This is a genomic window from Acinetobacter sp. WCHAc010052, from assembly GCF_002165295.2.
Taxonomy (GTDB): domain Bacteria; phylum Pseudomonadota; class Gammaproteobacteria; order Pseudomonadales; family Moraxellaceae; genus Acinetobacter; species Acinetobacter chinensis.
On record NZ_CP032143.1, the window covers coordinates 2,705,818 to 2,727,703 of the forward strand.

The 21,886-nt window shown below is 44.9% G+C and carries 22 protein-coding genes; 2 read left to right on the top strand and 20 right to left on the bottom strand.

All coding sequences use genetic code 11. The annotated features are described in order from the left end of the window. The first annotated feature begins 16 nt into the window (after positions 1–16). Complete coding sequence (locus tag CDG61_RS13250; protein ID WP_087549494.1) at positions 17–994, top strand: MBL fold metallo-hydrolase; 978 nt, start codon at positions 17–19, stop codon at positions 992–994. 62 nt (positions 995–1,056) lie between these two features. Here CDG61_RS13250 and CDG61_RS13255 read toward each other — a convergent pair whose 3' ends face one another. Continuing rightward, positions 1,057–1,536: a LysR family transcriptional regulator substrate-binding protein gene (locus CDG61_RS13255; RefSeq protein WP_087549495.1), complete on the bottom strand. Its 480-nt coding sequence runs from the start codon at positions 1,534–1,536 to the stop codon at positions 1,057–1,059. Positions 1,537–1,563: 27 nt separating this feature from the next. After that, on the bottom strand, positions 1,564–1,998 hold the full coding sequence (locus CDG61_RS13260; RefSeq protein ID WP_087549496.1) for a LysR family transcriptional regulator: 435 nt from the start codon (positions 1,996–1,998) through the stop codon (positions 1,564–1,566). A 178-nt stretch (positions 1,999–2,176) separates the two neighbouring features. Between CDG61_RS13260 and CDG61_RS13265 the strand changes: the two genes are divergently transcribed. Beyond that, entirely contained in the window at positions 2,177–3,016 is an 840-nt protein-coding gene (locus tag CDG61_RS13265; protein WP_087549497.1) for a hypothetical protein, read from the top strand. Positions 3,017–3,114: 98 nt separating this feature from the next. Here the strand turns inward: CDG61_RS13265 and CDG61_RS13270 are convergent, their stop codons facing one another. The 18 genes from CDG61_RS13270 to CDG61_RS13355 form a co-directional block, all read right to left on the bottom strand. Continuing rightward, a complete protein-coding gene (locus CDG61_RS13270) occupies positions 3,115–3,816 on the bottom strand; it encodes a fumarylacetoacetate hydrolase family protein (RefSeq protein WP_087549498.1) in 702 nt (233 codons plus the stop codon). 67 nt (positions 3,817–3,883) lie between these two features. Further along, a complete protein-coding gene (locus CDG61_RS13275; RefSeq protein ID WP_087549499.1) occupies positions 3,884–4,270 on the bottom strand; it encodes a RidA family protein in 387 nt (128 codons plus the stop codon). 45 nt (positions 4,271–4,315) lie between these two features. Continuing rightward, positions 4,316–5,881 carry an aldehyde dehydrogenase family protein gene (locus tag CDG61_RS13280; RefSeq protein WP_087514096.1) on the bottom strand — a complete coding sequence of 522 codons (1,566 nt, stop codon included), beginning with the start codon at positions 5,879–5,881 and terminating at the stop codon, positions 4,316–4,318. A 20-nt stretch (positions 5,882–5,901) separates the two neighbouring features. Continuing rightward, entirely contained in the window at positions 5,902–6,327 is a 426-nt protein-coding gene (locus CDG61_RS13285) for a cupin domain-containing protein (RefSeq protein WP_087549500.1), read from the bottom strand. 2 nt (positions 6,328–6,329) lie between these two features. Next, the gene (locus tag CDG61_RS13290; RefSeq protein ID WP_087549501.1) at positions 6,330–7,055 is read right to left on the bottom strand and encodes a ribonuclease activity regulator RraA; all 726 of its coding nucleotides are present in this window, start codon (positions 7,053–7,055) and stop codon (positions 6,330–6,332) included. Positions 7,056–7,063: 8 nt separating this feature from the next. Continuing rightward, entirely contained in the window at positions 7,064–7,996 is a 933-nt protein-coding gene (locus tag CDG61_RS13295; protein WP_087549502.1) for a VOC family protein, read from the bottom strand. Between the two features lie 28 nt (positions 7,997–8,024). Then, the gene (locus CDG61_RS13300) at positions 8,025–8,567 is read right to left on the bottom strand and encodes a flavin reductase family protein (RefSeq protein WP_087514092.1); all 543 of its coding nucleotides are present in this window, start codon (positions 8,565–8,567) and stop codon (positions 8,025–8,027) included. A 35-nt stretch (positions 8,568–8,602) separates the two neighbouring features. Next, entirely contained in the window at positions 8,603–10,162 is a 1,560-nt protein-coding gene (locus CDG61_RS13305) for a 4-hydroxyphenylacetate 3-hydroxylase N-terminal domain-containing protein (RefSeq protein WP_087514091.1), read from the bottom strand. A gap of 212 nt (positions 10,163–10,374) precedes the next feature. Next, positions 10,375–11,847, bottom strand: coding sequence for a purine-cytosine permease family protein (locus CDG61_RS13310; RefSeq protein ID WP_227542887.1), 1,473 nt, complete (start codon positions 11,845–11,847; stop codon positions 10,375–10,377). 284 nt (positions 11,848–12,131) lie between these two features. Next, positions 12,132–12,326, bottom strand: a complete 195-nt coding sequence (locus CDG61_RS13315; protein ID WP_087514090.1) for a heavy-metal-associated domain-containing protein — start codon at positions 12,324–12,326, stop codon at positions 12,132–12,134. A 92-nt stretch (positions 12,327–12,418) separates the two neighbouring features. Beyond that, on the bottom strand, positions 12,419–12,835 hold the full coding sequence (cueR, locus tag CDG61_RS13320) for a Cu(I)-responsive transcriptional regulator (protein WP_087514089.1): 417 nt from the start codon (positions 12,833–12,835) through the stop codon (positions 12,419–12,421). 66 nt (positions 12,836–12,901) lie between these two features. After that, entirely contained in the window at positions 12,902–15,583 is a 2,682-nt protein-coding gene (locus tag CDG61_RS13325) for a heavy metal translocating P-type ATPase (RefSeq protein WP_087549503.1), read from the bottom strand. Between the two features lie 217 nt (positions 15,584–15,800). Continuing rightward, the gene (locus tag CDG61_RS13330; RefSeq protein ID WP_087549504.1) at positions 15,801–16,535 is read right to left on the bottom strand and encodes an SDR family NAD(P)-dependent oxidoreductase; all 735 of its coding nucleotides are present in this window, start codon (positions 16,533–16,535) and stop codon (positions 15,801–15,803) included. Continuing rightward, complete coding sequence (locus CDG61_RS13335) at positions 16,519–16,959, bottom strand: acyl-CoA thioesterase (protein WP_087549505.1); 441 nt, start codon at positions 16,957–16,959, stop codon at positions 16,519–16,521. The genes CDG61_RS13330 and CDG61_RS13335 overlap by 17 nt, the downstream gene beginning before the upstream one ends. Continuing rightward, on the bottom strand, positions 16,956–17,678 hold the full coding sequence (locus tag CDG61_RS13340; protein WP_087549506.1) for an SDR family NAD(P)-dependent oxidoreductase: 723 nt from the start codon (positions 17,676–17,678) through the stop codon (positions 16,956–16,958). Before CDG61_RS13340 ends, CDG61_RS13335 begins: the two co-directional genes overlap by 4 nt. Positions 17,679–17,730: 52 nt before the next feature. Then, positions 17,731–18,960: a DcaP family trimeric outer membrane transporter gene (locus CDG61_RS13345; RefSeq protein ID WP_087549507.1), complete on the bottom strand. Its 1,230-nt coding sequence runs from the start codon at positions 18,958–18,960 to the stop codon at positions 17,731–17,733. A gap of 89 nt (positions 18,961–19,049) precedes the next feature. Further along, positions 19,050–20,414, bottom strand: a complete 1,365-nt coding sequence (locus CDG61_RS13350; RefSeq protein ID WP_087549508.1) for an MFS transporter — start codon at positions 20,412–20,414, stop codon at positions 19,050–19,052. A 30-nt stretch (positions 20,415–20,444) separates the two neighbouring features. Continuing rightward, positions 20,445–21,884, bottom strand: a complete 1,440-nt coding sequence (locus CDG61_RS13355; RefSeq protein WP_087549509.1) for an NAD-dependent succinate-semialdehyde dehydrogenase — start codon at positions 21,882–21,884, stop codon at positions 20,445–20,447. Between the last annotated feature and the right edge of the window lie 2 nt (positions 21,885–21,886).

Consider the following 21,886-nt stretch of genomic DNA (forward strand, 5'->3'; position numbering starts at 1 on the left):
AACAAGGAGTGGTTATATGAAAATCCGGAATTTACTATTGAGCATGATGCTTGCTACAGGGCTGACAACTGTTCATGCTGACAGCAAAACAGCACAGCTGAAGACAGCGGCTGCAACTCAGAATGCAGGTACCAAAGTGGTCATGCTGGGCACTGGACACCCAGGTTTTGACAGCAAACGTGCAGGTCAGGCAATTCTGATTGTTGTGGACAAACAACTGTATCTGTTTGATTCAGGTCCCGGCTATATGAAAAACTTTAACAGCCTGTCCAATTTACCCTGGATGCCTAAAGATACGCTGTTCAGCAATGACTCACTGTATGGCTCCATCAATAAACTGTTTCTGACTCACCTGGATTCAGATCATACTTTGGGAATGGATGAGTTTTTACTGCGCCCATGGGTTCAGGGACGCTCCACTCAACCTGTCGTTTATGGTCCTAAAGGAACTAAAAGCCTGGTGGATGAAAGCCTGAAATCATTCAAGTCCGATATAGATCACCGTACACTGGGTTCTCAGCCTTCCAACAACACTGGCTACAAAGCGATTGTCCATGAAATTGATCATGAAGGTGTGGTCTATAAAGATGATAAAGTAACGGTCAGCGCATTTAAGGTTCCACATGGCAGCTGGCCTGATGGTATGGCTTATGGTTATCGCATACAGACACCCGATAAGGTTATCGTTTTAAGTGGCGATACCCGTTATGAGGAGCGGAATTTTCAGTTCTATAAAGACGCAGATATTCTGGTGCATGAAGTCCTGAGTGATGCAGGCAATCAGAAACTGTCCCCTGACTGGCAGAAATATATGCTGGAAGCACATACCACGACTAAGCAGTTAGCAAAAATTGCCAATGTCATTAAACCCAAAAAACTGGTGCTGAATCATGCCATTTTCTTTGGGCAGCCTGAACAGGCACTGGTCAAAGAAGTGACGGATGATTATAAAGGCACTGTTATTCTTGCCGAAGATAATATGATTATCGAATAATAAACAAAGGTGTGATTTATATTTCAAATCACACCTTTTTCAATTTAAAACATTCATTTTTATTATTTTAAATTATTAAGATAAACAGTTTCCTCAAGCATGGAAATAATATTTAACTGAGATGGCGTCAGATTTCTTTCCGCATACCATACCAGACCAATATCAATATAAATATTTTTCATGGTCAACGGTAAAATATCCACAAGATTCACTTTTTTAAAATACTCAGCAACCTGACTGGATAAAAACCCAATGGATTCGGTTTCCTGAAGTACTCCAATATTTGTCAGTGTAGATAACGATTCCACATAACGACGGGATAAATTAACCTGATTGAACAGCAGAAATTCTTCAATGACATTTCGGGTTGTTGCAAATTCTGGAGGCAGCACCATTGGGAATTCTGACAGATCTGTCCAGGTCAGTTCCGGTTTATTAACCAATGGGTGTCCTTTTTTAACAACCACCACAATTGGGTCCTTGTACAGATGCCTGGTCCGAAACTCAATACCTAATGGCTTTGCTGTCAGATTGCCGATCATGACATCCAGTTCACCGGTACGAAGCAGTTACAGCAGTACATCTGAGCTTCCTTCACGTGCACTGATACTCGTGGAAATCATCTCGTTTTCCACCCTTGCAACAAAATTAGGAAGAATGGACAGAGACACGGCAGGCAACAGTCCAATCGCAATCCGGGTTGCTCTCCCCTCGCTGATCGCAACCAGTTCATCTCTTGCAGAAGCAATTTCATTCAGAATTTTTTTGGCATATTTGACAAGGCAGACACCAGCTTCTGTGGGTAGCATCCCTCGTGTTGTACGATCAAACAGTCTGACGTTCAGCCCTTCTTCAAAATCAGCCAGTGTTTTGGAAATAGCAGGCTGAGTTACATTCAGATAATTCGCTGCCTTTCCGATATGCCGCATTTCATCCAGAGTAACCAGTAACTGTAAATGTCTTAACTTCAGGTTGGATCGTAAATACTGATCTATTTTTGCCATTTTAATACCTAATATAAATTCCGTTTATTTTAGATTAATAATACTATATACAATTTTACTTAATAATCCAATTAAAACCTATAACCTTTTTATTATAAATCAAACTTTAAATATAAATAGACGGATTATATTGTTCAGGCAAAATTAAAACTCAAAGATAAAGATCAAGGAAGTATCTATGAGCTTAAAAAAGCTGAATCATCATTTTTCCACGAGTATTTTATGGGGTATAACGCTGGGCTGTTTCAGCATGGCAGGTCATGCTGCTTTCTGGCAAAGCAATCAGGCAGGTGTATCATGGAGTAACCAGTACCAGGAACCTGCCAACCCTGATAATGTTTCAAAAACCATTCTGAATTTTACCCATTTAAGTGGTGATGACCTGGGACGTAATGTACTGGTTGCCAATCTTTATCTGTCCAGTGATGAAGATCCGAAAGCAGATGGTGATGGTGGCGCAACTGAGTATTATGTATTTTACCGTCGCTACTTTTCCTATAATTCAATTTTTGATCATAAAATTGAAAATAAACTGATCCGTGATGTCAATCTGACATTCAGGGTTGATAAAGGTCTGAAAAACTCAGCACTGGAACCTAATCCAACCAAAGGCCGTGCTGGTCTGAGCATGGATTTCAATGTTCCGAAAGGCTACTTTGAAGCAGGTGCAGACTGGTATTATGAAAGTGCCAACAATAATTTTACAGGTGGAAGATTTAACTTCGATCCGACCTATGCACTGTGGGCAAACTTTGGTTTTCCTGTTCATGACAAAGGCTTCGTCGATGGTTTTGTAGACTATGTTGGTGCAACAGGACCTGGATATTTTAATGTCGATGCCAAACCATCCACCCTGTTTCAGATCAACTATATGTATGACGTGGGTGCAAAAGAGGGATTAAAAGTTGGTGTCGGTTATGAATATTTCCGTAACAAGTACCTGAATGACAACCAGAAAGACCCTTATGGTCATGCCACTCACAGTGCGCCTTTTGTTGCAGCCCGCTATTCATTCTGATCAGTCCATCAAACCATTACACTGTTAATGGTCTGATTTTTTTATAAATTACAGACAAAAAAATCCAGAACTGAAACCGGTTCTGGATTTTTTTCAGCTTAACGGATCTGCAGTTTTACTTCTGCAATGCCTTCAACCGAACCTTCAAGAATATCTCCAGCGACAACAGGACCTACGCCTTCTGGTGTCCCTGTAAAAATCAGATCGCCAGGCTGTAACTCATAATAAGTCGATAAATCTTCAATAATTTCTGCAATATTCCAGATGAAATGCTGCGTGTTTGATGACTGGGTTGTCTTTCCATTCACCCTTAATTCAATATTGACTGCATTGGCATCTGCCTGAACATCAGCAGCAGGTACAATATCTGACATCACAGCCGACTGATCAAAGTTTTTCCCCAGATCCCAGGGTTTGCCCTGATCACGTGCTGCAAGCTGTACATCACGGCGGGTCATATCCAGACCGCAGGCATAACCATAGATATATTCAGCAGCCTGGCTGGCAGGAATATTCACACCCTGTTTACCCACAGCAATCACCAGTTCAATTTCATGATGATAGTTCTGAGTTTTTAATGGGTAGGGAATTTCGCTGCCAGATGGAATATAAGTCGCTGCATCTTTCAGAAAATAAAAAGGTGACTGCGTCGATTTATCCACGCTGACCCCCATTTCAGCAGCATGAGCCATATAATTGCGTCCCACACAAAAAATACGGTTCACAGGAAATTTTCTGGATTCATTGACAACAGGTACGAGTACGGGCGGTTTAACGGGGAAAAGTGCTTCTGTAGACATACGGATATTCCTTGTTTTCAATTCATAAAAAAGAACAGGGGCAGCCGCTACTGCCCCTGTTAAGGGATTAACCAAGAATTGCAGTTGCCTCGATCTCAAGCAGAATTTCAGGTTTTGCAAGAGACTTCACTTCCACCAGTGTACAGGCAGGGAAATCCCCCTCAAAAAACTCCTGACGCGCCTTCCATACTGCTGAGTTATTGGCAATATTGGTGACGAAGATCGTCATTTTGATAATGTTGTTCATGCTGCCACCAGCAGCTTCCACCAGATCCTTGATCTTTTGGAAAATGACCTGTGACTGTTCGTATTCATCCCCTAAAACTGTTTCACCATCGGGCTGACGGGCAGTCATACCTGAAATAAACACCTGATTGCCCACTTTTAAACAGTTTGACCACATACCTGGTGCAGGCTCTTTAACTGATGGCGAAATAATGCGTTCTTTTAACATACCGTTTTCCTTTTATTTAAACTTCCTGATCATTCATATTTTCAGTTACAGGCTGATGCGTGAATCCCATGCGCTTTCACCACCCCAGTTAATGCACACGCTCTGGCGACGTACATAACCTTTCCATGCATCTGAACCCGCGGTACGACCACCACCTGTTTCTTTTTCACCACCGAAGGCAGCACCGACATCTGCGCCTGTTGTACCCATATTGACCCGGACAATACCGCAGTCACTGCCTGCAGCAGAAAGGAACAGTTCAATATTGCTTAAATTTGAGCTGTGGATACCTGAAGCGAGACCCTGTGCAACACCGTTATGAATAGCGATGGCTTCTTCCAGATCGTCATAAGGCATAATAAATACGATCGGAGCAAAAGTTTCGTGCTGTACACAGTCCCATTCAGGCTGTACATCGGTAATCAGGCACGCTTCCACATACAGACCTGGTCGGTCAATACGCTGACCACCATAAACAACCTTACCGCCAAGTTCCTGCGCACGCTGAACAGTTGCCTGATATTCCTCTACAGCTCCTGCATCAATCAGAGGACCAACCACTGTATCTTTTTCACGCGGATCACCGATACGGATCTGATCAAAAGACTGTTTAAGCAGTTCAATCAGTTCAGCCATGACACTGCGATGAACAATCAGACGACGGGTACTGGTACAACGCTGCCCTGTAGTTCCTACTGCACCAAAAGTGATGGCACGGGCAGCCAGTTTTAAATCCGCAGTTTCATCAACAATACAGCCGTTATTTCCAGAACATTCGAGCATGTATTTACGACCCAGTGTAGAACCCACGACATTGGCTACTTTTTTGCCCACACCTGTCGAGCCTGTAAATGACACCATGCTGACACGCTCATCACGGATCATCAGTTCTGCAACATCATTCTGCGCAGGGAGGAACAGCGTAAATACGCCTTCAAACTGCATTTCCTGCATTGCCTGATTCGCCAGTTTCTGCATCGCAATTGCGGTCAATGGCACTTTTGGACTTGGTTTCCATACCACAGTGTTACCACCGATCGCTGCAAGAAAACCATTTTGCGCCCATACGGCTGCCGGGAAGTTATATGCACTGATGACCCCGACCACACCTAAAGGCAACCACTGGTCATACATACGGTGCTTAACACGCTGAGACTGCTGGGTGAAGCCATACATCATGCGGGACTGACCTGCTGCAAGCGTTGCCATATCGACCACTTCTTTCAGCTCGCCTTTAGCCTCCATCAGAGACTTACCTGTGTCCAGGGCAACAATTCCTGCCAGTGCATCCATATTCTGCTGAACCAGCTGACCAATACGGTTAATCAGCTCACCACGGCGAGGCGCTGGAACCATGCGCCATTTTTTCTGATAGGCCACAGAAGTCTGCATAATTTCTTCGTAGTCTTCTGCGGTGGATGCAGCAATCTGCCCCACTGTTTCATTGTCTGCCGGACATACAGCCTGAATCACTTCACGCCCTTCCACGCCAGACCAGCCCTGTTTTACACCATAAGAACCAGCGTGCAGCTGATCCAGGTCAAATGTTTTTAAAACCTGTTCTGTATCAAACAATGCATCTTCTGCATAATTTTTCTGTGCAATATTCATATCTGTTTCAACCTGTTCTCTTAATCTTCTTTCTTTACAAAATCGCCAATCGTTTCATCTGTGTGATACACAGGTTTTTCGTAATAATGCGGGCCATCATAAATTTCGATCAGACGGCTGAACTGGTGAGCCAGTGTCGGACCATGCGGGTTGTCTTTTGGATTCATATAAAATGAACCGGCTTTGAGCGTCAGTGCCACATCGGTATATTCATATTCACCTTCCAGGCAGAACATAAACTGATTTGATGCATGTGTATGCCTGACCGGAATACATCCACCTTTCTGATATTCAAGCAACGCAATGGTTGCGCCTGTTTCAGCATTCTTCCAGAGAAAATACTGACGGAATCCATATTCTGGAAAATCAATCCACTCGTCTTCATTCAGTTCAGTGGTATTGAGCAATACTTCCAGGCTTTTAAATGTTTCTGCATTGATATCCATAGTTATCCTTCCTGCTGCTGTGCACATTTCCATATGCTGTATTCTTTACGGCTGTCTTCTGTAGCGGGGAACAACCCAAAAATGGAACGCCCCTGCTGAATCTGAAGTGCTGCAAATGCTTCATATTCAAAAGCATCCAGTGCTTCATCTGCCACCTGATCCACCAGTGCCTGTGGAATCACCACCACACCATCACCATCACCCACAATAATGTCGCCTGGATAAACTGCGACACCGCCACAACCCACGGGTTCATTCAACGCAATCGGATGCAGTGCAATCGGTGTTGCCGGTGGTGCGTTGTGCTTCTGAAAACATGGCAGACCAACCGCATGAATGGCAGGAGAATCACGGTATCCACCATCGGTCACCACGCCTGAAACACCACGGTATTTCAGTCTTGCAGCCATCATGTCTCCCATACTGGAGGCTTTTGTATTTCCAAAAGCATCAATCACCAGCACAGCACCTTCGGGACATTCTTCAATAGCACGGCGGTGCATATTGTCGTTGCGGCTGTAATTGGTCATGTTGTCCAGATCTTCCCGGGACGGCATAAACCTTAAGGTATAAGCCGGGCCAACCAGCTGTGGCTGAGATGCATCTATCGGGAAAATACCGTGCATCATGACGTTCTTAAATCCGTGTTTCAGTAAAACGTTGGCAATATTCGCCGTGCCAACCCGCATCAGTTTTTCACGGGTCGGAGCTTTTAACGCGTATGTCATGAGATCTCCTACTGGAAGAATTCCAGTCCTGGTGCCATTCCCCACTGGGTAGTTTCGGTTGCTGTACCATTAAATTTCACAGGCAGTGCATGCTGATCAAGCATGTCACCATCGGTATAATGTTCGACCCTGAAACCGAAAGGGTCTTTCCAGTAGTCAAAGATCTGACTGCCCAGCATATGTCTGCCAACACCACATTCCAGCTGATAGCCCTTTTCAACAAGGTAATCATGCGCTGTCATCACAGCATCCAGATCAATCACTTCAAAGGAACAGTGATGAACTCCAACCCAGTCGGACTGCAAAATCAGAATGGCATGATGATCCACTTTTTCAGCCCCATGGTTGAAACGTAAGAATGTTCCAACAACAGGTCCTTCTTCACCAGGAGGAACAAAATAATCGGAATGCAGCAGATCAAAACGTTCTTCCAGCCATTTCACTGATGCATCATGATTACTGACGTGCAGTACAAAATGTCCCAGTTTGATTGCCTGACATGGCTTCCGTTTCACCCGGATGCATTCATTCAGCCGTGGTTTACTGTCTGCATTATTAAAATGAAATGCCTTGCGCTCAGTGATTTCACTGTGTTTCTCACGCCCCCAGATGGCTTTGATTTCAAAACCATCCGGCATGGTCATCACGACCTGATAACCACCGCCTGGCTCACCGGTTTCCTGCACCGCAGAAGAACCGTCCATTTCAGCAAGCTGTTCCAGATCTTCACGACTTGAAACCTCTATGGATGCTCCAATAAAACGCTGTTTTTCCTCGCGATGTGTGACGTGGATATGATGCTGTTCACCACTGCCACGCATATACAGCACATCGTCATTTTTACTGACACAGGTCAGACCAAAATCGGTCATGAACGTTTCCATTAACCCAAGATCTGGCACTGCATAAGTAACCTGAGCAATTTCAATCGGTTTAGCCATAATTCAAATCCTTTTGCTGCCTGCCCATTCAGCCTGCAAGCTGTCCATACTGACCACAATGAAACACCAGTGGACGTGTATCTTCCTGCTGTTTCAGATTAGTCACCAGTCCTACAAAAAGCGTATGGTCACCACATGGGTACGCAAACTGCAACTTGGTCACCACCTGAACTGAAGCATTCTGAATCACAGGAAAACCATCAATATATTCAAATTCAGGGTTGAAATTTTCATCCCGCTTTCCGGCAAAATGATTACTGATCTGCTTCTGGTTTTCGTTCAGAATACTGATACCGAAACGCTCCCCCAGGCTGATTTTTTCATGGGAGGCTGCTTTATTGTCCACCGAAACCAGCACCAGTGCCGGCTCAAGTGAACCTGACATGAAAGCATTTGCAGTCATTGCATGAGGCTGACCATCATGGCATGAGGAAATCACAACAACGCCTGTCGCAAATTTACCCATCGCATTACGGAATTCTCGAGTAGTAAAATCCACTTCAGTCTGATTTGCTTTCATGATGTTCACCATTTCACCCAGGGTTGTTACCTGTAAATTTGCAACTGTCATTGTTCAATATCCTTATATAGACAAATGGTTCAGAATTATTTTCTGTTCAGAATGCTGACATCATCCGGATTTACCAGATCAGGGACTGTCCATCCATTAATGTCATATTCATCCATTGCTTTCTGAGCAAAGTCCTTACAGTAGTCGAGTAAGCCTGTTCCCTGAGCGGCAAACAGGTTGGTCTGACGGGTTACATCATTACTGCCGATGTAGTTAATTTCATACAGCTCATGACGTGCGCCAAACTCTGTACCAATGGCATCCCATAACATTTTCATGACTTTGACGCGCTCAATCGCATCTTTACCGTTCGAGCCACGCACATAGGTGTCCAGATAGCCACGAATCTGCGGATTCTTGAAATCATCTGCATGAGAGTTCAGATAAATCAGACCGCTTGCAACAATCTGTTCAATAATATTTTTAATCTTTGGCATCGCCAGCTGATTCATCACACGGTAAGCACCTGCATGATGTGGATCTGGACGGATCATGCCATTCCATGGTTTTGCACTCTTTGCCATCGCATCAGACAACGCCCAGAAAGTATTGCGCCATGCAATCACTTCACCCATCTGAGACATCACACCGTGGAATTTTTCTGCACCTGTAATTTCCAGTGCTTTTGCCAGTGTACCCACCAGGAAATCCAGTTTTACTGCAAAGCGTGTACAGCCATGTAAAGATGCACGTTCCAGATAACCTGAACCGATGTTGTATGCATTTGCCTGTTTTAAATCGTTATGAATAAAAACGTCTTCCCATGGAATAAATACGTTATCCATCACCAGAATCGCATCGTTCTCATCCAGACGGCTTGAAAGTGGATAATCAAATGGACTGCCCAGTACAGCTGCACGATATTCGTTGGACATACGGCAAAGCAGTTTCACACCTGGTGCATTGGTTGGCATGATAAAGACCGGAGAGAACGCAGGATCCTGTATCGCCACCTGTCCCACATGACCAATAAAGGTATAATGTGTAAGAGCTGAACCTGTTGCCACGACCTTGGCACCCGAAACATAAATCCCTTTGTCATCTTCTTTGACAACACGGACAAAAACATCTTTACCTGCATCCGCACCCATTCCACGGTCAACAGGTGGATTCATAATGGCATGGTTGATGAACCATGTTTTTTCCTGTGCCTTGCGGTACCAGCGACGGGCATTGTCTTCATAACCTTTATAAAACTCTGCATTTGCGCCAAGTGTTCCCAGGAAGCAGCCTTTATAATCAGGAGAACGTCCCATCCAGCCCCATGAAATACGCTGCCATTCTGCAATCGCATCACGTGAAGCCACCTGCTCTTCAACATTGTTGGCGGCGCGGAAGAAGCGATGAGTAAAACCACCCCACTCTGTTGGTACCGTTAAAATATCCTTTGTTTCCGGTGCATGCAGTGCGTCATACATCCGTGCAATCATACGTGCTGAATTACGGAATGCAGGGTGATCAGCAATGTTTTCTACACGCTCACCATAAATCCATACTTCACGACCATCATTCAGACTTTCCAGATACTCTTTCCCTGTAAATGGAATATAATCCTTATTCACTGCAACGCTTTCAGCATCTACTTTACTGTTCATTTTCCATATCCTTATTTACGTTATTTATAGCGCAATCTTTTACGCTTTCCCTTTGTCTTGAAATGAGATTAACAAGCTTATTTATATGCGTCCAATCATGAATTAAGCCCCTATATATAACTTTTTAGTTATAAATAAAACACCCTTGAAATAAAAAAAGACACGTTGATACTAACGTGTCTTTTATATGAAAAGTAAAGTGTTTGTGCGCTTTATTCAGCAGCATCCAGTGCCCGATCAGCCTGAGCATAGCCTGTCGCAGTTCCTTCTGGCAGCAGTTTTCTCAACACCGGATAAAACACTAAGGAAGTTGCCAGTGTGACAAAGAAGCCCAACTCAAAGGTTTTTGTCGCAATCAGTGCAATACCGATTCCAGAGGTGATCACCAGCGTCAGTACACCCGCCCAGTTACAGTTTTCAACCTTTGCTGTCTGCAGTGAAAACTGTCCTTTTCGTACAAAGTAATAATCGGCCAGCATCACGCCACATAAACTCATGGTCATACATCCCAGATAGGAAAGCCATGCAACAAACTGCCCCAGAATTCCACCTGCAATCATGAACAGTGCAAAGATATTGCCCAGTACCACCATAAAGGCTCTGCCCGGTTTTTTGCCTGTCAGTGCATCCAGCAGATTGACCAGTGCCAGTGACCCTGAATATGCATTGACTGCCTGAGCTTTTGCCTGAGCCGCGTAAATGGTAATAAACCCCACCCAGCCTGCCAGTACCACAAAGAATGCACCAGTGTTGCTCATGGCAAATCCACCTGCTGCTTCGGCTGCCTGCTGAGGAGACATACCTGCATTACGCTGCATCAGATATTCAGCAACTTCTGGCACACCACCAATAATGACCAGTCCACCCAGTACGATCATCAGAAGATTCTGAGTCAGCGGTCCCGCCAGTGCCAGTACTTTTACATCCTGAGTGTTGCGGCAGTATCTTGCAAAATCCGTAGTGACCAGTGAAATCGTCCCAGCAGTTGCTCCCATCAGTACAAGTGCTGTACTCAGTTTGGTCCAGAAACCACCAGGAATGACTCCTGTTGAATTAAAGACCTGCATCGGATCCATTCCACGGACACCATAAATCTGATAAATCATATAGAACGTGACCACCAGTGTAATCACAATCATGAATTTTGATGCTTTCAGTGCAATCTGCAGACCAAAAATTGCCAGCAGAATCCACGCCAGTGTCAGCAATCCATATAATCCAATCCGGACAGGCACCGTGTCCTGCAGATTAAACATCAACAAAGTCCCTTCATAGAGCAAAGCACTTTCCAGTGCCAGAAACCCCAGAATCATGAATGCAAAAATAGCAGCACCCAGTGAAGAACCTTTCACCCCAAATCCAAAAAAACGCGATGTTACTGTGCTGGACATGCCCGTCTGATAGGTCATTTTCCCCAGGAAATAACTGAGGGTAAAACCCACAATTGCTGCAATCAATCCGGCCAGCAGACCGATCCAGAACCCTGAAAGCAATACGGTAAAGCCACCGATTGCAAAAATAACCAATGCTGTGGCAACCCCGACAGGGCTCATTGCCAGTTTAAATCCACTCTGACGTTCTTCCATTGGAACACTGACCAGTGCATGATCTTCCACTGCCTGAGCAATGCCTGAACCTGCCTGATTTATTCCTTGTGAACTGATTTCTTTTGTATTCATCATCATCCCTTTTATGCAGTTATAGAGGCACCAGTCCACTGGTGATTCCTCTTAATAAACAGATGTATTACGCTGTTTTCTTTGACTGCTATTTTTCGGATGAATAGGTAAATATGTCTAATCATGTTTCGGTCAGCATTGATAACCTAAATGATATAAATGTATTTTAAATTCTATAATTTTATATTTATTAATTATTTAAATTAAATTCATCAGCCTGATTCAATTCATACCCAATAAAAAAGTGACGGTAAAACCGTCACTTTGAGATCACGAACCAGAAAAACTGTTTATTTCAGCTGAGCTTTCCAGCCGTCTTCTGCAAGTGCTGCAACAACCGCTGCTGTATCCTGCTGAGTTTCAATGTCCACGAGTTTATTCGGAATATCAATATTGACTGTCGCATTTTCATCCAGCTCTTTTAAGGATGCTGTTACGCCACGTGCACAGCCACCACAGGTCATATTTTCAACATAAAGTTTCATCATTGACTCCTTTTTCAGCGCATTGTGCTGAGTTTCTTTGTTTGATGATTTACTGTAAACCTTGACATGATGGCAAGGTCAAGCTTATTGCATCACTTTTTTGAACTGTTTTCTGAACTGCTTCCCAGTTCAATCTGCTCAAGGATGGAACACTCAGGACGCGTATCACCTGCACAGCAGGACACCGATGCCTGTAGACTGTTGACCATTTCCTGCATGACCTGAATTTTCTGATTCAGCTGTTCGATATGTTTGGTCGCCAGCTGTTTGACTTCTGCACTGGTTCTGCCCGTATTTTTCCATAAAGAAATCAGTTCTTTCATCTGTTCAGATGAAAATCCCAGCTCACGTGCATGACGAATAAAGTTCAGGGTTTTCAGGTCACGCTCGGTATAAATCCGATATCCTGAATCTGTACGTTTTGCTGCATCAATCAGACCTATTTCTTCATAGTAACGGATCATTTTTGAAGAAATACCGGTCTGTTTTGAAATCTGTCCTATATTCATGAATCACCTCAAACAGCTCATTCACCCGTTCACACAGGCGAATGAAGTCTGACTTATGTTCTCAGCTCATGATTCTGCTGCAATCACAGGTCTGAATTTTTTTAACCGTAATGCATTTCCGAGTACAAAAACAGAGGACAATGCCATCGCCCCTGCGGCAAACACCGGTGAAAGTAAAATACCATACAGCGGATATAACAGCCCTGCTGCAACAGGAATCAGTGCAATATTATAAACAAATGCCCAGAACAGATTCTGACGGATGTTATCAATGGTTGCTTTACTCAGTGCAATGGCATTGGGTACACCGATCAGACTGCCTGACATCAGAACAACATCAGCAGCTTCAATGGCAACATCTGTCCCAGTTCCTATCGCAAGACCGACATCTGCTTCTGCCAGTGCAGGAGCATCATTGATCCCGTCACCGACGTAGGCAACACGCCCATATTGCTGTTTTAACTTTTTGACTGCTTCAACTTTACCATCAGGCAGTACTTCTGCAACCACATCATCAATATACAACTGTTTTGCAATCGCTTCAGCGGTATGTCGGTTATCACCTGTAATCATCGCAACGCTGATACCCAGCTCATGTAATGCACGTATAGCTGCAAAAGTTGTTTTCTTAATTGGGTCAGCAACTGCAATAATACATGCCAGTTGCTGATCAATGGCAACATAAAGCGGTGTTTTACCCTCACATCCCATACGTTTTGCATCATCTGCAAACTGATCCAGGTTGAGTCCCAGTTTATGCATGAAACGGTCTGCACCAATATGAATTTCAGCATTATCCACTGTTGCCTGAATACCAAAACCTGTTACTGAGCTGAAGTTACTGACTTCTCTGAGTGTCAGCCCACGATCTTTTGCCGCAGTCACAATTGCCTGTGCAATCGGATGCTCAGATTTATTTTCAATGGATGCCACTTTTGCTAGTACATCCTGCTCATCAAATCCATTCACGACTGAAAAATCGGTCAGGGATGGTTTTCCTTCAGTCAGGGTTCCTGTTTTGTCTACAGCCACCACCTGAGCTTCTTTGAGCAACTGCAGCGCTTCGCCTTTACGGAACAGTACGCCCATTTCCGCACCACGCCCCGTTCCAACCATAATGGAAGTCGGTGTGGCAAGTCCCATCGCACACGGACAGGCAATAATCAGCACTGCAACAGCATTGACCAGTGCAAAAGTCAGCGCAGGTTCTGGACCAAAAATAAGCCAGACCACAAATGTCAGTACAGCCAGCAGCATCACCGCAGGAACAAACCACATGGTGACTTTATCCACCAGTGCCTGAATAGGCAGTTTTGAACCCTGCGCCTGCTCCACCATCTGAATAATCTGTGCCAGTACAGAATCACCACCCACCGCAGTTGCCTGAATACGTAAGCTGCCGGTCTGGTTAATGGTTCCACCAACAACCTGATCATCCAGCTTTTTTTCTACAGGTACAGGCTCACCGGTAATCATGGATTCATCAATAAAACTTTGCCCTGAAATCACCATTCCATCTACAGGAACACGCTCACCAGGACGGATTTCGATGATCATGCCTGCCTGTACATCCTGAACAGCCATTTCTGAAAACTGTCCATTCTGTTCCACACGTGCATGCTTAGGCTGCATACCCACCAGGTGCTGAATCGCCTGTGAAGTGCGCCCTTTAGCTTTGGCTTCAAAATAACGCCCGAGCAAAATCAGTGCGACAATGACCGCAGCTGCTTCAAAGTAAACGTTGACCGTTCCTTTTGGTAGTAGCTCTGCAAAAAATGTTGCAACCACTGAATAACAGTAAGCGGAGAAAGTCCCTACTGCGACCAGGGAGTTCATATCTGGTGCCAGTCTGAACAGCGCAGGAAAACCTTTCTGGTAAAAACGGCGACCAGGGAAAATCAGAATCAGCGTGGTCAGTACAAACTGAATATACCAGCTGTTCTGAACCCCAATCGTTCCTTCAACAAAATGATGGAAAGCCGGAATTAAATGTGAACCCATTTCCAGAATAAAAACAGGCAATGCCAGTGCTGCCGCAATCAGCAGATCACGTTTCAGCTCAACCAGCTCGTTCGCCTTTTTATCCTGTTGCTGAGCATGATCAGGCACAGCAACTTTCGCGTCATAACCAGCTTTGGCTACCGCCTGAATCAGCTGATCAGCAGTAACCGAAGCATCTGCCACAATGACTGCTTTTTCGGTTGCAAGATTAACACTTGCAGACCGGACACCTTCAACTGCTTTCAGTGCTTTTTCCACACGCCCAACGCATGAAGCACAGGTCATACCATCGACCTGTAACTCCACAGGTGTCTGAGCAACGCTGTATCCTACTTTTTCCACAGCCTTGATCAGGTCTCTGGATGTCACCTGTCCCGCAGTTTCAACAACCGCCTTTTCAGTGGCAAGATTGACACGTGCATCTATCACACCTTCGATTTTTTTCAGTGCTTTTTCTACACGTCCGACGCATGAGGCACAGGTCATGCCTTCAATCTGCAGTTCCATAACAGGATTTTTCGGAACACTGTATCCTGCTTTTTCAATGGTTCTCATAATTTCTGAATAGTTTAAGGGTTGGCTGCTGCTGATTGAGGCTTTTTCAGTTGCAAGATTTACACTGACTGAATCAATATTTTCAAGCTTCTGTAATGCTTTTTCGACACGCCCTACACACGAAGCACAGGTCATACCCTCAATCTGTACTGTCCCCTGATAGCGTTGCGGTGATCTGTTCTGATCGTTCATCACAATACCTCTGATTCATTTATATTCTTTGATACTCACAGCATAAAGATTGCCATAATGGTAAGGTCAAGCTTTATTTCTGGTATAACAACAACATTAAAATAAACAGGAGATATTTTGCAGGCTCAGTGGAATCATCTCTCCACAAAGACGGGTTTCATCTGTTGAAAAGACCTGTAAAAAAGAACCTCAGATACCACAAAGCAGAACAGCTGACTTACTGGATGGTGTATCCACCATCAATGACATACTGAGCACCTGTGATAAATGAAGCCTGGTCGGATAACAGAAAACAGATCAGTTCAGCCACTTCCTGAGGAGTACCCAGGCGACCTATGGGATGTTTCTGTATCAGCATCTGTTGATCAATATGCGAAATCAATGGTGTTTCGATATAGCCCGGATGAACTGAATTAACCCGGATATTCTGCTGTGCATAATCCAGTGCCGCAGCTTTACTTAAACCTGTCACGGCATGTTTACTGGTCACATAGGCAGCACGGTTCTGTGTTGCCACAAGCCCCAGCATGGAAGATGTGTTGACCACTGAGCCCCCTCCACTTTTCAGCATCAGCGGAATCTGTGCTTTCAGTCCATAAAACACGCTGTTCAGATTTACCCCAAGCACGCTGTTCCAGGTCTCCAGTGTCAGTTCATGCAACGGTTGTGCAGGAGACGTCACACCTGCATTGTTCAATGCATAATCGAGCCTGCCAAACTGCTGTTCAATCCGAGCAACGACATTTTCAACAAAGTCAGGCTGACTTAAATCACCTGTAAATATAATGACCCTGACCTGCTTCCCTAAGATTTCTGCCAGTGCCTCTAAGGCATCGGCATTCTGATCAACCAGGCAAAGCTGACACTGCTGAGCTGCCAGCTGTTCAGCAACAGCACGACCAATGCCAGAAGCTGCACCTGTGATCATGGCAACTTTATTTTTCATGGTCATGACTCTGCTCCTCCATATACTGACTCAAATGATTTTCCAGATGACTGCGCATGCTCAATGGAATACTCTGCTTTTTAAATGTCTCCTGATCCACCAGCACAATAATGCTGTTTGCCTGAGCGACCAGACATTGCTGCTGCTCACTCCAGACATCGTACTGCATGGAAAAACTGCTCTGTCCGACATGGGTGATATGACAGGTTGTTTTCAGAGTGTCGGGATAGACGACTGGACGCCGGTATTCACATTCATTTTTCAGAATCACACTGTATAAAGAGCTACTGAAAAAATTCAGGCTGTCTAGAAAAGCAATTCGGGCATCCTCGACATAACGGAAATAATGCACATTGTTCAGATGCCCAAAAGCATCCATTTCGCCCCAGGACACAGGTCTTGAAACCTGAACAGGATGAAGTGCTGTCATCGGTACAGTCCCCCATTTACATGAATATTTTCACCCGTAATATACGAAGAAGCCTGACTGCACAGAAACAGAATGACCTGTGCAATTTCCTCTGGTTGCCCCAGTCGCTTCAGTGGTGTTGAACTGACCATGGATGCCCGCTTTTCATCACTCATGCCTTTGAGCATGGCGGTATCAATTAAGCCAGGTGACACCGCATTGACCCGTGTCCGTGGTGCAAGTTCAATGGCAAGGCTCTTGGTCAGCGCCAGCACACCGCCTTTGGCTGTGGCATAAGCCGTATGTGCAATACTGCCCTGATGACCTGCAATGGATGCAATATTGACAATACTGCTCTGCTCAGCCAGTGCATGCAGAAAACTTTTAATCAGATAATAATTGGCACTCAGGTTAATACTGATCTGCCTGTTCCATTCCTCATAACTCAGTTCAGCCAGTTCAATATGCTGATAAAGACCTGCCGCATGAATAATGCAGTCAATCTGTGCATGTGTTTTCAGTACCTGATCACGCATCTGAACCACAGCGGAAGCGGATGAACTGTCCAGCTGATAATACTGCCATGAACTGTTCAGGGACTGTAAAAAAGCTGTATCCTCTGCAACACAGTCCACCAGTACAAAATGGACATCATACTGATCCATCTGCTGAATGGTTGCCCTGGCAATGCCCCCGAGTGCCCCCGTAATCAGGATCACTTTCTGATTTAAACTGTTCATTATTTTTTATCCTGTAAAAAAGCCGAAGGACATTCATCCTTCGGCTATAACCTTAAAATTTATACATGGTGACAAAATTCAGGCGGGATACATCGAACTCACTGCCATCAAAACTTTCACGTTTGCCGTGATGGTATTCCATCCCAATGTCGATATTTTTCAGAGGGGTGTAGAACACGTTTGCCGCAAGATCAGTCAGTTTTTTATTCAGTGTCGGATTATTTCGGGCATAGGCAGTTGAATCATCATAATCAAACAGTGAACCCACAACGTTCATCCGCCATTGCTCTGACAGTTTGTGAGAATAGCCCAGTACATAGGTGTTGAATTTATTCAGATCCAGATCGTTCTTAGCGTTGTTGACACTGAAATCACCACCCGCTGCAAAACCGTTGACCTGATCACCACTTTGCTGAGCATAGGACACAAACTTCTGATCCCCTTCTACATGGTACGCATGTCCCTGAAGCGTACTGACAGGTGTCAGCTGATATTTCAGCCCAAGTCCTGCTCCCCAGGACAGCTTATCAATATCGTCACCATTTACTGTTGCACGTTTTTCATGAACGAAACCCTGTGCCAATGCTGTCAGACTGTCCTGTTTAAACGTATATTTTGCCGTCAGTGCCGGAATTTCCGAAGATCGGGAATCGACATATTCGGCTGCCAGTTTCAGATTATGCTGCGGTGAAAAATCGAAGTTATAACGAACCTGTGGATTACGCGTCCAGCTGTATCCCATAAACAGCGTGTAATCCACACTTTCTGTCAGGGTTTCCAGGTTGGACATCCCTGAAACGGTCTGACCGATCAGCCAGTTATTGAAATCCACATAAGCATGGCGGATACGCAGTTTACCGTTACCTTCCAGTCCGTCCCAGAAGTCCATCTCAATTTTACCTTTGACACTGGTGTCATTGACGTTTTTACTCAGATCCATGCCCAGTCGGGTTGCTGTTAAGGTGAATGCACTGCGATGCCCCGCAGGTGTCTGATTCACCGATGGCAGCTGATTACTGACAAAAGGAGAGCCTGCGGTATCTTTCAGATCCAGACTGCCATCCATACGCACAATCCCGTAAACCTTGATATCAGTATCACTGAAAAGACTGCTTCCACTGCTGACAGAGGTGGTCTGCTGCACCTCATTCTGCTGCTGTGTTTTCAGTTCATTCAGCTGCTGCTCAAGGGTGGAAATACGCTGCTCCACTGACTCTGCAAATACCGCAGTTGACCCCAGTATGGAAATACCACACGCTAAAACTTTTAATTGAAATTTCATTCATTTTCATCCTAAAAATGAGTTGCAGAAGTCCGACCTACCTGATGAAACAGGCAGGCGGTATAAGTGTAAAAATTAAAAAAGATAAATTATGAGAACTTTTTCATATCTTCGTGGTCAACGTCATGCAGTGAACGTCCACGGGTTTCTTTCAGCATCAGAATCGCCACAATGGAAATGACAATCACGAACAGAATGTAGAAAGTGATCGGTAATGTGCTGTCATACTTTTTCCATAACAGCGTTGCGATCATTGGTGCAATTGAACCTGCAAGGATTGAGGAAATCTGATAGCAGAACGATGAACCTGAATAACGCATACGGGTTGGGAAAATCTCAGCCAGTACTGCGCCCTGACCTGCATAACACATTCCCTGGAAAAACAGCCCTGTACACATGGACAGCAGTACAATCAGAAACTCTCCGGTATTCAGTCCATAGAAATAAAATGGAATCCATGCCACCAGACCTGCATATCCAATATACATCGTACGCTTACGACCAATCTGATCAGACAGGTAGCCACAGAAAATCATGGAAAAGAACTGGAATGCATTGGCACACAAAAGCAGAGCTAAAATGGTGCTGTAAGTGAACTGCATCTGAATCGACAGATAAGCAATCGAGAACACCACAATGATGTAATACGCTGAGTTTTCCCCCACACGCATCAACATACCGCACAGAGCCTGACGTGGATAATGAAGCAGTACTTCCTTTAAACCTGCCGATGCTTTCTGCTGTTCTTCCTGACGCTTCATGGACTCATTAAATACATCGGATTCTTCAACATTTTTACGGATGTAATAGCCAATAAATACAATGATTGCTGACAGCCAGAATGCAATACGCCATCCCCATGCCAGGAAATCTTCAGCCACCAGTGCTGCGGACAATCCTAATAGTACCAGACTTGCCAGTACGTTACCCGCGCAGGCAGCTGCCTGAGGGAAACTGGTCCAGAAACCACGCTGATGTTCCGGGCTATGCTCACCAACGAGCAGCATTGCTCCACCCCATTCACCACCGACTGCAAAGCCCTGAATAAAACGTAAAGTCACGAGCATGACCGGTGCCCAGAAACCGACACTGGCATAAGATGGAATACATCCCATCATGAATGTGGCAAAACCGACCATAATCAGACTGATCTGCAACAGCTTTTTGCGCCCGTATTTATCGCCAAAATGCCCAAACACCAGTCCACCCAGCGGGCGGGCAAGAAAGCCGACAGCATAAGTTGCAAATGCAGCAATAATTCCCATCAGGACACTGCCATCTCCCATTGCCGGGAAAAACAGTTTTGAAAAGACCAGTGTACTGGCGATCCCGTAGATAAAAAACTCATACCATTCAGCAATGGTTCCCGCCATTGCAGCACCTACTACTTTTTTAATAGGTGATTTTTCTACCACCGCGTCCTGGACACGCTCCGTTCCATTTACTATTTCCATATAAAAGTCCTTTTATATTCACTTGTTGCTTTAATTAATATTTCCAACGCATACGTATTTCATTTCCAGATAGTCATCCAGACCATATCTGGAACCTTCTCTCCCGATCCCTGATGATTTCACCCCTCCAAATGGTGCAGCAGCATTGGATATCAGTCCTGTATTCACACCAACCATGCCGTATTCCAGTGCTCTGGATACCCGCAGGAACTGGTTCAGATTCTGTGTAAACAGATAGGATGCCAGACCAAATTCTGTGTCATTCGCCATCTCTATCACCTCTGCCTCATGTTCAAATCTGAACACCGGTGCAAAAGGTCCAAAGGTCTCTTCAGTCGCACAGAGCATCTCCTGGGTGACATCTCTGACCACTGTTGGCTGACACCACTGACTGTCATTGCTTTCCTGACCGCAGACCAGTGTTGCTCCCTTGCTCAGCGCATCCTGAATATGTTCCTCAACTTTATGAATCGCTTTACGGTTGATCAGAGGTCCTATATCAGTGCCATCCTCCAGACCATTGCCCAGCTTAAGTGCTTCCACTTTTGCCTTTAAGCGCACAATAAATTCGTCATAAATACCGCTTTGCACATAAATACGGTTCGCGCAGACACAGGTCTGACCTGCATTACGGAACTTGGTATCCATAACGCCCTGAACTGCCTGTTCCAGGTCACACTCATTGAACACAATCACCGGTGCATTGCCCCCGAGTTCCAGAGACAGTTTTTTGATGGTCGGTGCGCACTGAGCCATCAGCTGTGCACCCACTTCGGTTGAACCTGTAAAACTTAATTTTTTAACCACAGAACTTGCCGTCAGAATCTGTCCGATTTTGGTGGACGAGCCTGTGACCACATTTAAAACGCCCGCAGGAATACCTGCCTGTACTGCCAGTTTTGCCAGAGCAAGTGCAGTCAGTGGCGTTTCAGATGCTGGCTTTACGATGATTGAACAGCCAGCGGCCAGTGCAGGCGCAACCTTTCGTGTAATCATGGCGGCCGGAAAATTCCACGGCGTAATGGCTGCACAGACACCTATGGCTTCTTTGAAGACCAGAATTTCACTGCTGGATGCAGCAGGGATAATATCGCCATAAGCACGTTTGGCTTCTTCGCTGAACCATTCGATATAGCTGGCAGCATAGGCAATTTCACCTTTGGCTTCTTTTAAAGGCTTGCCCTGTTCCAGCGTCATAATAGTTGCCAGTTCTTCCTGATGCTGCATCACCAGATGAAACCACTGTTTTAAAACCTGACTGCGTTCAGCCGGTGCAACCTGTTTCCATGCTTTCTGAGCACGGTCTGCATCCTGAATGACACGATGAATGACGACATCATCCAGCACTGGAACCTTAGTCAGTACTGCGTCATCGACCGGATTTTTAACATCCAGCAAGGTCGCCGCTGTCAGCCATTCTCCATTGATCAGACATCTGTTTTCAAAAACAGATATATTTTTAATATTCATAT